We start from the raw sequence: 11,890 nt of genomic DNA on the forward strand, positions 1-11,890 counted from the left end.
CCGTATAACCTCGGTCTATCTGCCCCATTCCGTCTTTCCGAATACCGAAGAGCAGTTGCTAGTTTTCAACCTTTACTGAAGTTTGAGGGCAGTTTTTCTTTCCGTTCAGGTTTCTCTTCTCTATTTTGAATTTAATTAAAAAAATAAAATCTCCTTAAAATAAGTAAAAGGACATAATTATCTCCTTAAAATAACTCTTGCAGGAGCCCCATCAGCATTTATCTTTATGGGCAGTGCAACAAGTTCATACTCTCCCGGCTCTACATTCAGGAGATTCACCCCTTCAATAACCACAACACCGTTTCCTGCAAATTCTTTATGAGCAGGCTTATCCTGATCTTCGATACGGTCGATAGTAAAATAGTCAAGCCCGATCAGCTTTACTCCATTTTTTACAAGATGGCCGGCAGCCTGCTCTTCTATATAAACAAAGTCTTTAGTGAGCTTATTTTCGGCTATGAGTTCCGAATTCCTTGTTTTAAACAACAGCCGGATATTGTCTTTTAAATTCACTCTTTTAAGCTCATCAACAGATATTTTGTGCTCGTCCTTTATCTCTACAACCAGTGCCTTTCCCATTAAAGTGTCCAGATCCAGCTGATTTATTAGGGCCCCTTCCGAAACAAAATGAGCTGGTGCATCAATATGCGTACCTATATGGTTACTCATACATATTTTATACAGTTCATACCCTTCTTTCCCGATTGAAGCCAGTCTTTCCTTATCGAATTCAGGGTTCTCGGGCATTACAACCGTATCTTCAGTTATATCAAGGCTTATATCAATAATCTCTGTCATCCGTGATGCCCCCACAGATACTCCACAATAAATACAGATACCGACAAAAGATAATAAAATTAAGCGAATAATCTGAAATATTCAGTAAATTAATAAACTGGACTATTAAGTAAATTAATAAACTGGACTATTAAGTAAATTAATAAACTGAACTATTAAGTAAATTAATAAACTGAGCTATTAAGTAAATTAATAAATTGGACCATTTATGGAATGGATTCTTTTTTAAGTACAGGAAGAACCTTTTCTCCAAAATCCCTGATGAATTTCTCCTGTTCAGAATTGGCATTATGCAAAATGATATTACTGAAACCAAGCTCGATATCTTTTTGAATCCATTCGATGTGTTTCTCAGGCTCGCAAGAAATCCTTATATGTTCGTCCAGGTCGTCGGGTCTTATATATTTTGAAGCCGAATCAAACTGTTCTGGAGTGTAAATCTCCTCTTCAACAATACTTTCGATAGTGTTGTTTTTCCACTGCTCATAAGCCCCCTGGCGAGCCTTTTCATCGGTGTTGGAATATGAAAGGTGGACCTGAAGGTACATAGGTTTTCCTTCTCCTCCACCTTCATGAAAAGCACCCACCATTTTTCTGAGTTTATTGTATGGCTGTGATACTGTCACCATTCCATCTGCCCAGCCACCTGCCCATTTTGCGGTCTCAGGGGTGAGTGCTGCCCCGATAATTTTTGGCATAGTTTCAGGCTTAACATAAAGCCTGGCTTCTTCTACAGTTATATAAGACCCGTAATAAGATACCGTCTCTCCTGAAAACAGCGCCCTTATTACTTCCACACACTCCCGCAGCCTTTCATTTCTTTCAAACTTGGGAGGGTACAGCTCCCCTGTTATTCTCTCGTTTAAAGCCTGACCGCTCCCGAGTGCCATCCAGAACCTGCCTGGAAACATTTCAGCCAGGGTTGCTGCAGCCTGAGCGATAATTGCAGGGTGGTACCTCTGGCCGGGAGCGTTTACGACTCCAAATTCAAGTGAAGTAGCCTGCATAGCCGCTCCAAGCCATGACCATGCAAAACCGGTTCCTCCCTGTTCAGCCTGCCTGCTGCTCCAGGGCTTAAAGTGATCCGAAGATAAAGCCCCGGTAAATCCGGCTCTTTCAGCCAGCTAAACCCAGTTTAAAAGCTCCCCGGGCTTGAACTGCTCATGAGAAACATGATATGATAACCCCACCATAAAAACCCTTTATTCCCAATTGCAGATAAAGGTAATTGAGGAAAGCAATAACCTGACTAAAGAATCATTCAAGTCACAACCTTTTTGCTGGATAATTGGTCAGGCATTGTTATACGGGTCCATTTTTTACCCCTTTATTTCTACTGGAAAAATTTAATACAGATTTTTTGTAATTTCAATTTTTGCCTTTAAAATTCATCAAACACCTGAAGATCAAAAGAAGTGTTTCCCATACTTGAGGGAATGTTCATCAGAGTCTATCAGTTTTTCTCAAACTGCATGGCACGACAGCGTTTCTGTGTAGAAATGAACTGTCAGCGATTTCTTCAGCCTGTACCCCGGCAGAACTGATAAATTTACTCAAAATCCGCAGAACTCTTAATCCGTCACTTCTAAGTGGTTACTTTTTAAACTCCTGTCATCATCCGAAATCTTTTTATATCAAGTACAGCATTAGACATTGTTGTACACAACTATACGTCAGTGATTCATAATGCACGATTCAATTCTCCATATCCTTAACACAACAAAGACCCGAATCCAAACTTTTGGGCCTGATGCTTACAAAAAGAGATCGCAGCCGCAGTTCCGGAAAAGAGACTTTATTGCCGCTGTGGCAGCCGCACAGGCAGAAGGCAGGGTTCCTGTAATTGCAGAGGTCAAGCCTGCGTCCCCTGGAAAGAGTTTCAGGGAAGTTCCGCCGTCCGTGGCTGCTGATCTTGCACTGGAAATGGAGGAAGCAGGTGCTGTTGCAATCTCTGTCCTTACAGAGCCGGGAGTGTTTCGGGGTTCGCTAGAAAACCTGAAAGAAGTAAGGAAAACTGTGTGCCTGCCTGTACTCAGGAAGGACTTCATTATTGATAGAGTGCAGCTTGAAGAAGAGGGAAGCGATCTCGTGCTCCTGATAGCAGGAATCCTTGGAAAAGAGCTTGGAGCATTTGTCGAGCTTGCCATTGAAAAAGGATTTGAGCCCCTTGTAGAGGTGCACAGCAGGGAAGAGCTTGAACTTGCCCTGGAAACGGATACAAAAATAATAGGGGTCAACAACCGGAATTTCGAGACCCTTAAAATCGACCTGGCTACCACGGAAGAGCTTGCACCCCTCATCCGGGAATACGACCTTGAACACGGGACCAGCCATCTTATCATAAGCGAGAGCGGGATGAACAGTCCCTCAGATGTCAGGCGATTGATGCTGGCAGGGGCAGACGCTGTGCTTATAGGGTCTGCACTTATGGAAAGTGACTCGGTTTTCGACAAAACTAAAGAATTCGTCCAGGGCTTTTGCTGGCGTTAATAACTGCTTTTTTTCGATTTTCAGGAGTTTTAGCCTGCGAAAATAAGGCTAAAAAATCCTTTTTCACTTCAAAACCAGGTAAATAATTCTTTTTCATAAAATCACGACTAAATAAACCATAAATCAGGAAAATAAAGGAGTAATCAAATTGGCAGCAGCTATAATTTCAGAATTACAGGTAAAAGGAAAGTACGGGAAATATGGAGGGCAGTACGTGCCAGAAGTCCTCATGCCGGCTCTGGAAGAGCTTGAGGAAGGTTATGAGAGATACAAAAACGATCCTGAATTCCTTGCAGAACTCGACCACTATCTCAGGGATTTTGCGGGCAGAGAAACTCCTCTTTATCTTGCCCGGAACCTCAGCAAGAAATATGGGACAAAGATCTACCTCAAGAGGGAAGACCTTGTGCACGGAGGAGCCCACAAGTTAAACAACGCCATAGGGCAGGCCCTCCTTGCGAAATATATGGGAAAAACCAGGCTGATTGCCGAAACCGGAGCAGGACAGCACGGGACTGCAACTGCAATGGCAGGGGCAAACCTGGGGTTTGAAACTGTCGTCTACATGGGGGCAAAAGATGTCAAACGACAGCAGATGAATGCATACAGAATGGAACTCATGGGAACCGAGGTAAAACCCGTAAAGACTGGCTCAAAAACACTCAAGGACGCGATCAACGAGGCTTTCAGGGACTGGGTTACGAACATAGGAAACACACATTACCTTATAGGCTCGGTTGTGGGTCCCCATCCCTATCCCATGATCGTAAGGGACTTCCAGAGCGTAATAGGGCGGGAAGTAAAGGAGCAGGCAATGGAAAAAGAAGGCAGGCTTCCCGACACAATAATCGCCTGCGCAGGAGGAGGGAGCAATGCAATGGGGACTTTCTATCCGTTTATCGAAGACCGGGATGTCAGGCTGATTGCTGTGGAAGCCGGAGGAAAAGCTTTGAGATGCACGGAAAAAGCAGCTCTTCACTCAGCTTCCCTCTGCGCAGGAGAAGAAGGAATCCTGCATGGGGCAAGGACAAAGGTTCTGCAGGACAAAAACGGGCAGATCCTTGAGTCAGAATCCGTGTCTGCCGGGCTTGACTATTCAGGAGTGGGACCTGAACTGGCTTCCCTGGCAGAAAGCGGCAGGGTTACAGCCCGTTACGTGACAGACGACGAAGCAGTTGAAGCTTTTAACGAGCTGAGCAGGCTTGAAGGGATTATTCCTGCCCTTGAATCCTCCCATGCCCTTGCATACCTTAAAAAGGCTGCTGAATCAGGAGAACTCGGGGAATTTGTGGTTGTAAACCTTTCAGGACGAGGGGACAAAGACCTGGAAACCGTACTGAGCCTGAAGAGAGGGATATGAAATGAAAACTGAACTTAAGGCGGTTCTTAAAAGACCAAAAATTTCCGAAAAATTCGATGAACTCAGGGAGAAAAAAGAAGGAGCTCTTATAGGTTATGTGATGGCAGGTGATCCCACTTTTGAGGCAAGCTCAGAGGTTGTAAAAGCCCTGGCAAAAGGGGGAGCAGATATAATCGAACTCGGGTTCCCGTTCTCAGACCCTGTAGCCGACGGACCTACTATCCAGGTAGCAGGACAGAGAGCACTTGCAGAAGGCATGGATATTGAACGCTACTTCGCGTTTGCCAGAGCCCTTGAGGTTGATGTCCCTCTTGTGTGCATGACTTACTATAACCCTGTTTTCAGGTATGGAGTAGAGAAATTTGTAGAAAATGCCGCAGAGGCAGGAATTAGCGGACTTATAATACCCGATATCCCGGTAGAGGAAGCAGCTGACCTGAAAACAGGCTGCGATGCCCATGGACTTGACCTTATATTTCTGGTCGCACCCACCACAACAGAAGCAAGAATCCGAAAAATCCTGCAGAGGGGGTCAGGTTTCATCTACCTTGTATCAAGGCTCGGAGTTACGGGAGCAAGAGACGATGTTGCAGGTTCAACAAAAGAACTGCTGTCCAGAGTAAATACCGACATTCCAAAAGCAGTTGGCTTCGGGATTTCTACGGGGGAGCAGGCTGCCGAGGTTAGAAAAGCCGGAGCGGATGGTGTAATTGTAGGCTCGGCATTTGTGAGGATAATTGAGGAAGGAACAGACGTAAACGAAAGACTGGAAACCCTTGCAAGGGAACTCAAATCCGGTATGCTTGAAGCGAACTGAAGGCATAACAGGTGGATATGGGAGAGAGGAAAATGCAGAAAATAAAGGAATATATTAAAAAGCTTGAAGAAGGCTGTGATCTGAGTTCAGAGGAAGCCGAAGCTGCACTTGAAGAGGTTCTGAGCACAGCCGAAGACGGGGAAATAGAGACATTTCTGCTCGCTCTAAAGGCTAAAGGCGAGAAGCCGCAGGAAATAGTCGGTTTTGTAAGAGGAATGAAAAAAGCTGGAAATATGATCAAACCAAACACCCCCTTCAGGATCGTGGACACCTGCGGGACAGGAGGGGACGGGCTCAACACCATCAATGTATCAACTGCAGCTGCAATCGTAACTGCAGCAGCCGGCGTTCCCGTAGCAAAGCACGGAAACAGGGCAGCCACTTCCATGACAGGAAGTTCCGACGTGCTTGAGGCTCTGGGAATTAAAGTGGATCTTTCCCCGGAATATGTCAGGAAAACAATAGAAAAGATAGGTATAGGCTTCATGTTTGCACCTGTTTTCCACCCTGCAATGAAGAGGGTTGCAGGGGTGAGAAAAAAGCTGGGGGTGAGAACGGTTTTCAATATCCTTGGTCCGCTGACGAATCCTGCAGGAGCAAAAGGGCAGGTTGTTGGGGTTTTTGATAAAAACCTCTGCGAACCCATAGCATATGCTCTTGCAGAACTCGGAACAGAACATGCACTTGTTGTGCACGGGGATGGAATGGATGAAATTACAAACACAGGGGAGACCTATGTTGCGGAATTAAAAAACGGAAAGGTTTCAACGTATACACTTACCCCGGAATCCCTTGGCATGCTGCGGGCAAGCCCGGGAGACACAAAGGGAGGTAGCCCAAAAGAAAACGCAAGAGACCTGCTGTGCATTTTTAAGGGGCAAAAAGGGCCTAAAAGGGACCTTATTATCCTCAATGCAGCTGCAGCCCTTTACGTAAGCGGGATTGTGGGGTCTATCAGGCAGGCAATTCCTATTGCGGAAGACGCAATAGACAGCGGCAAGGTAATGGTAAAATTCAACCAGTTCAGGACTTTTACCGGCGAATTTTATCAAATAGATAAAAAACAGGGCTTCATCCCGGGAAAAACAGCTTTGTCACCTTCCAGGGTTTCCATGTTAAGCCCGGCTTCCGGGGAACAGGCATGAGAAAAAGACTGAAAACCAGAATAAAAATCTGCGGGATGTGCAGCCCTGAAGATATGGAAATGGCAGCCCTCTATGGAGCCGATGCAGTTGGATTCATAACCGAAGTCCCTATCGAAAGCCCGAGAAAACTTGATTCTGACACTGCAGCTTCCCTGATCTCAAAGCTTCCTGAATGTCTTGATTCCGTAATGGTCATAATGCCTGAAAACTCTTCGAGGGCTCTGGAACTCATCGAGAAAGTAAGGCCCGATATTGTTCAGATCCACTCAAATCTGCCTTCTGTTGAACTTGAGGTAATAAGAGAAAAAACAGACATCCCCATTATAAAAACACTTTCTGTACCTGCCGGAATGGGAGCTTCCAGAGTCCAGAGCCCTGTAAAACGCCTTCTTGATGAGGTCCGCAGGCTGGAAGAAAGCGGAGTTGTGGACAGTATTCTTCTGGATTCCGGGATTGCAGGAAAAACCGGCGGTACTGGCTACGTTCATGATTGGGACCTGAGCAGAAGGATCGCTGACGAGACTGAACTTCCTTTAATCCTTGCAGGCGGGCTCAAGCCGGAAAATGTACAGGAGGCAATAAGGATTGTTTCCCCCTATGCTGTGGATGCGGCTTCTGGAGTAGAAATCCTCGGAAAAAAAGATGCCGTAAAAATAAGAAGTTTTATTGAAGAAGTGAGGTGTGCCAATGCTTTCCTTTGACATTGGGGAAGAAGAGTTTAAGAAACTTGTATCAGGACTTGAAAAACCGGGTCTTATCCAGCTCCTTGCAAAAGTGGATTCAAATTTTTCTCGTTCCTGTTCTCCTCTCGATCTTTATCAAATACTGAAAAAATCTGGATGTTCAGGAGGTTCAGGATACTCCTACCTTCTCGAATCCGTGGAAAAACAGGCGAGCAAAGCAAGGTATTCTTTTGTTGGAAATTCCCCGGATTCTCTCCTGACAATTAACGACAGGAAGCTTTCCCTTGAACTCCTTAACCCGAATGCCTCTGATTTTTTTGAAGAAATAGTCTCAAAAGTGAAAAAAGTATGCTCAGCCGGAACAGGAGAAGAAGTAGAAGAAGTAGCTAAAGAAAAAGAGAAAGAAAACAAAAACAAAAACAAAAAACGTGGAGAAGAAAATAATGCAGAAGAGGATAATGCAGAAGAGAATACTGAAGTGCGAAAACTCCGAAAATTCACGGCCTCTATCCCGGAAGGAAAAGACTCTTTTGATGCACTTCGCCTGGTTTTTCCTCCGGCAAACGGGATTGAGTTCCTCAATGAAAAGCGCTTTGAAAGGCAGACTTTTCTCGGAGGAGCTATCGGGTACACGGCTTATGATGCAGTTTATGACAGCTGGCTTGGGGCTGATAAGGGCTTTGAATCCGAAATCCCGGAACTTCAGTACCTTCTGGTCACGAAAAGTTATGTTTTCGACCACCTGACCGAAGAGGTCTATATCGTGGTCACTCCCTTTATAAATCCAGACTCGGATACAGGAAAAATATATGAAGAAGCCCTTTCAGAGGCAGAAAAACTTTATTCAGCTATCAGGGAAGTTTCCCTGTATGAAAGTACAGGAAAAGCAGCATTTCTGAATCGGTTAGCAGGACCACAATCAACAGAATTACAGCCAACGAAATTACAGTCAGCAGAATTAAAGTCAACAGCGTCAAACTCAACAGGATTACAGTTAGAAGGGTCAGGTTCACCTTTACAGGTCTGCAGTTCTGACAGATCTGAGTTTGAAATTTCTGTACTCAGGGCAAAAGAACACATTTTTGCAGGGGATATCTTCCAGGCTGTCCTGTCCAGAAAATGTGAGTTCAGGCTTGAACAGCCTCCATTTGAGCTTTATGCACAGCTCAGGGCGATAAACCCCAGTCCTTATATGTATATTTTCGAGTTCGGAGACCTGGCAATAGTGGGGGCAAGCCCTGAAACCCTGATGACTGTACATAAGCGTAAAGTTATGATAAATCCCATAGCAGGCACCTGCCCCCGGGGAAAGTCTAAAGCTGAGGACGAAGCACTGGCTTCCCATATGCTCAATGACGAAAAAGAAAGGGCAGAACATGTAATGCTGGTTGACCTGGGGAGAAACGATGTCCGCATGGTTTGCGAAAGCGGCTCCGTAAAAGTTTCAGGATTTATGAAAGTCCTCAAGTATTCTCATGTGCAGCACATAGAAAGTACGGTTTCGGGAACCCTGAGGCCTGAATGCGACCAGTTCGATGCCTTCAGGGCAATCTTTCCTGCAGGGACCCTTTCAGGAGCTCCGAAAATCCGGGCAATGGAGATCATTTCCGAACTTGAAACAGCCCCCAGGGGGATTTACGGCGGTGGGGTAGGGTATTACAGCTGGAACGGGGACGCTGATTTTGCAATAGTGATAAGAACCCTGCTTATACAGGGGAAAAAGGTTTCATTACAGTCAGGGGCAGGGATTGTTGCGGATTCCGATCCTGCATATGAGTTCAGGGAAACAGAAAGGAAAATGGCAGCAATGCTTACGGCTATAGGTGGAGAAACTGAGCTCTGAGTGAAACAAAAAACTTCGGATAAAAGCTCCAGAAGGGATTTTCAGATGAAAATAGTTTTCATAAACAATAAAGATTCTTTCGTATGGAATCTTGTAGATTACATCTCATATTTCGAAAAAGATACTCTGGTTCTTCCTAACACGGTTACTCTGGAAGAATTGAAAGAAATAAAACCTGATGCACTTGTGATTTCTCCAGGTCCAGGAAATCCTTCCGACCCGAAGGATATAGGGAATTGCCTGGAGATAATCAGGGAACTGGGTAGGGAAACTCCACTCCTGGGGGTTTGCCTGGGTCACCAGGCAATTAATGTGGCATTTGGCGGACCTGTACGGAGATGTAAGGTTGGGCCTGTGCACGGTAAAAGTTCAAGGATCAGGCATGCGGAGTCGGCTCTCTTTACAACACTTGAAGAAAAGTTTGAAGCAGGCCGTTACCATTCGCTTGAGATTGGAGATCCGGCTCCCGGAATAAAAGTTACTGCCCTTGCAGAAGACGGAACCATTATGGCAGTTGAACATTCAGAATTCCCTATCTACGGACTGCAGTTCCACCCGGAATCCGTACTTACCCCGGATGGGTTAAAAATAATAGAAAGATTTCTTGAAATCTCAAGGGACTTTAAAAAAAGGCAGCCGGCTGTTTAAACAGCCGGGTCTTTTTTTCTGCCTGAACTACATTAATTTAACTTAACTGAATCTAACTTAACTGAGCTTAGCTGAATTTAACTGAACTTAATCTAACTTAAATTAATTCACTTTATATCTGTTACCAGCTTGTGAGTATTATTTTTCTTTTCCAGAAGCCTCCGTTTCAGGCTCTTCCTCAGCCTCTTCTTCGAAGAATTCTTCTTCCGTGAATTCCTCATTTGGTCTGTTCTCACCATAGCCTGCAGGCTGAAGGTTCTGCAGGTCTGAGAATTCGCTTAAGGTCTGGGAGATAAGTTGAGGGTATTTCACAATTTGTTCTCTTGGAATGAATCCGCTATCCTCTGAAAATTGTATAACTCTTTCCCTCGCATCTTTTGCTGAATTGCTCAGGTCTTCAAGCTGTTTCTTGCCTGCAAGATAGCCTATTTCTTCAAGCGACATGGTTGTCCAGAGGGTTACAACTTCCATCCTTTTTTCAACAGCCCCTCTTCCTATCTTCTCAAGAGCCTTCACGGCATTTTCTGCAGTTTCGGGCATTTCAGCCTGTGCGGCTCCTTTTCCAATTTCCTGTGCGGCTTTTGAGAAAGACCAGAGAGCATTGGAGTATCCTTTTTCTACCAGAGAACCCGCAAGAGAATCAACTACCTCCACAGCACCGGATGCAACCGATCCAAAATTCTTCTGGACAGCTTTATTACCTATGTTCCTGAGGGAAATGGCGACTCTTTTTAAATCTGTTTCAAAGTCTGCGCTGAGCAGTTCTTCTCCGAACTCCCGGAGGTACTCAACATATTGAAGAGCGTCATATTCATTCTGTTCCCTTACTGCTTTTTCTCCAGATTCTCCAAGTTCAATAGCTTTTTGTTCGTTTATTGAGAACATATTTAAACCCCTTTCAAGTAAAATCCTGTAAAAAATACCAGTTTTAAGAATTTAGTTATTTATATAGGAATACTCAGATATTAGTCTTCCTATATTTTTGGAAATTTGTAAAGAGTTTCAGGTTACAATTTTAAGAATAAAAGAAGACAGTGCAAAAAGGAAAAACTGGATGATGTTTTACAGGTTTAGTAACATTGTTATTTTACAGGTTTAGTAACATTGTTATTTTACAGGTTTAGTAACATTGCTATTTTACATGTTTAGTAACATTGTTATTTTACAGGTTTAGTAACATTGCTATAATACACTTATATACGCTTCAGGCAAATTTAACTCTTCATGAAACTCACGGTCCTTGTTGACAATAACACCCTTATTGACAGGTATTTCCTTGCCGAACCCGGTCTGTCCTTCCTGCTGGAGGACTCTGGCACCAGAGTGCTTTTTGATACCGGATACTCGGATATTTTCCTCAAAAACGCCCGGAAAATGGGGCTTTCACTTCTGGACCTTGATTACGTGGTACTCTCCCACGGGCACCTGGACCACAGCTGGGGACTTGAGCCCCTGGTCCGCTTATTCCTTGAAGCAGGGATAGAAAAACTTCCTTTCAGGTCTCCAGTTCTTATAGCCCATCCCCTTGCCTTCGAAAGCAAAAAAATTGAAGATATTGGAGAAATCGGAAGCCTGCTAACTCCTAAAAAACTCTCGGGACATTTCAGGATGCAGCTTTCAAGCATTCCTGTCTGGTTGAGCGAGAATCTGGTTTTCCTTGGAGAGATTCCCAGGAACTTCTCCTTTGAGAAAGAGGCAGCTGTCGGATATGTGCAGGACAGCAAAGGAAATAAAGTTCCCGACCTCCTTCCGGACGACACCGCTCTTGCGTACAGGACTAGGGCAGGGCTTGTAATCATCACGGGCTGTTCCCATTCAGGGATCTGTAATATCACGGAGTATGCAAAAGAGGTCTGCGGAGACAGCAGGGTCCTTGATATAATAGGTGGCTTTCATCTCCTGAAACCCTCGGAAGAACGGATGCGGGGAACTCTCGAATACCTTAAAAAACTTAACCCTGCCTGTGTCCATGCGTGCCACTGTACTGACCTGAATTCAAAAATCGAGCTTTCAAAGGTTTGCAGGCTTGAAGAAGTGGGAGCCGGGCTGCAAATTGAGTACCTTTAACTATTTTTTCTTTTTCCACAGGCTTGATTTAAAGGAGAA

11 protein-coding genes are annotated in these 11,890 nt (G+C 44.6%); 8 read left to right on the forward strand and 3 right to left on the reverse strand.

Annotated features, from left to right (window positions below):
- Positions 1-177: 177 nt before the first annotated feature.
- Positions 178-798: a cyclase family protein gene (locus MSMAS_RS10185; protein WP_048040630.1), complete on the reverse strand. Its 621-nt coding sequence runs from the start codon at positions 796-798 to the stop codon at positions 178-180.
- Between the two features lie 206 nt (positions 799-1,004).
- Positions 1,005-1,922, reverse strand: a complete 918-nt coding sequence (locus MSMAS_RS10190) for a TIGR03885 family FMN-dependent LLM class oxidoreductase (RefSeq protein ID WP_080503077.1) — start codon at positions 1,920-1,922, stop codon at positions 1,005-1,007.
- A 562-nt stretch (positions 1,923-2,484) separates the two neighbouring features.
- On the opposite strand from MSMAS_RS10190, the gene MSMAS_RS10195 reads away from it, so the two are divergent.
- The 7 genes from MSMAS_RS10195 to MSMAS_RS10225 all read left to right on the forward strand — a co-directional run bounded on the left by MSMAS_RS10195 (position 2,485) and on the right by MSMAS_RS10225 (position 9,784).
- Entirely contained in the window at positions 2,485-3,288 is an 804-nt protein-coding gene (locus tag MSMAS_RS10195; protein WP_011034731.1) for an indole-3-glycerol-phosphate synthase, read from the forward strand.
- A 148-nt stretch (positions 3,289-3,436) separates the two neighbouring features.
- Positions 3,437-4,648: a tryptophan synthase subunit beta gene (trpB, locus tag MSMAS_RS10200; RefSeq protein ID WP_011034730.1), complete on the forward strand. Its 1,212-nt coding sequence runs from the start codon at positions 3,437-3,439 to the stop codon at positions 4,646-4,648.
- A gap of 1 nt (position 4,649) precedes the next feature.
- Positions 4,650-5,465, forward strand: a complete 816-nt coding sequence (gene trpA, locus MSMAS_RS10205; protein WP_011034729.1) for a tryptophan synthase subunit alpha — start codon at positions 4,650-4,652, stop codon at positions 5,463-5,465.
- Between the two features lie 32 nt (positions 5,466-5,497).
- Positions 5,498-6,610 (forward strand): anthranilate phosphoribosyltransferase, encoded by a 1,113-nt coding sequence (trpD, locus tag MSMAS_RS10210; RefSeq protein WP_011034728.1) that lies wholly within the window; start codon positions 5,498-5,500, stop codon positions 6,608-6,610.
- A complete protein-coding gene (locus MSMAS_RS10215) occupies positions 6,607-7,311 on the forward strand; it encodes a phosphoribosylanthranilate isomerase (RefSeq protein ID WP_011034727.1) in 705 nt (234 codons plus the stop codon). The genes trpD and MSMAS_RS10215 overlap by 4 nt, the downstream gene beginning before the upstream one ends.
- The gene (gene trpE / locus MSMAS_RS10220; protein ID WP_048040631.1) at positions 7,298-9,136 is read left to right on the forward strand and encodes an anthranilate synthase component I; all 1,839 of its coding nucleotides are present in this window, start codon (positions 7,298-7,300) and stop codon (positions 9,134-9,136) included. Before MSMAS_RS10215 ends, trpE begins: the two co-directional genes overlap by 14 nt.
- Before the next feature lie 45 nt (positions 9,137-9,181).
- Positions 9,182-9,784 (forward strand): aminodeoxychorismate/anthranilate synthase component II, encoded by a 603-nt coding sequence (locus tag MSMAS_RS10225; RefSeq protein WP_196296695.1) that lies wholly within the window; start codon positions 9,182-9,184, stop codon positions 9,782-9,784.
- Between the two features lie 138 nt (positions 9,785-9,922).
- On the opposite strand, the gene MSMAS_RS10230 is transcribed toward MSMAS_RS10225, so the two are convergent.
- Entirely contained in the window at positions 9,923-10,669 is a 747-nt protein-coding gene (locus MSMAS_RS10230; RefSeq protein WP_011034724.1) for a hypothetical protein, read from the reverse strand.
- Positions 10,670-11,008: 339 nt separating this feature from the next.
- On the opposite strand from MSMAS_RS10230, the gene MSMAS_RS10235 reads away from it, so the two are divergent.
- Entirely contained in the window at positions 11,009-11,851 is an 843-nt protein-coding gene (locus tag MSMAS_RS10235) for an MBL fold metallo-hydrolase (RefSeq protein WP_011034723.1), read from the forward strand.
- Positions 11,852-11,890 lie beyond the last annotated feature (39 nt).

The sequence above is a fragment of the Methanosarcina mazei S-6 genome, assembly GCF_000970205.1.
GTDB lineage: Archaea > Halobacteriota > Methanosarcinia > Methanosarcinales > Methanosarcinaceae > Methanosarcina > Methanosarcina mazei.

Excerpts from the sequence above, each read along its gene's own strand:
- MSMAS_RS10185 (WP_048040630.1), bottom strand. The coding sequence starts at position 798 with ATGACAGAGATTATTGATATAAGCCTTGATATAACTGAAGATACGGTT.
- MSMAS_RS10195 (WP_011034731.1), top strand. The coding sequence starts at position 2,485 with ATGCACGATTCAATTCTCCATATCCTTAACACAACAAAGACCCGAATC.
- trpA (WP_011034729.1), top strand. The coding sequence starts at position 4,650 with ATGAAAACTGAACTTAAGGCGGTTCTTAAAAGACCAAAAATTTCCGAA.
- trpD (WP_011034728.1), top strand. The coding sequence starts at position 5,498 with ATGCAGAAAATAAAGGAATATATTAAAAAGCTTGAAGAAGGCTGTGAT.
- MSMAS_RS10215 (WP_011034727.1), top strand. The coding sequence starts at position 6,607 with ATGAGAAAAAGACTGAAAACCAGAATAAAAATCTGCGGGATGTGCAGC.
- trpE (WP_048040631.1), top strand. The coding sequence starts at position 7,298 with ATGCTTTCCTTTGACATTGGGGAAGAAGAGTTTAAGAAACTTGTATCA.
- MSMAS_RS10225 (WP_196296695.1), top strand. The coding sequence starts at position 9,182 with ATGAAAATAGTTTTCATAAACAATAAAGATTCTTTCGTATGGAATCTT.
- MSMAS_RS10230 (WP_011034724.1), bottom strand. The coding sequence starts at position 10,669 with ATGTTCTCAATAAACGAACAAAAAGCTATTGAACTTGGAGAATCTGGA.
- MSMAS_RS10235 (WP_011034723.1), top strand. The coding sequence starts at position 11,009 with ATGAAACTCACGGTCCTTGTTGACAATAACACCCTTATTGACAGGTAT.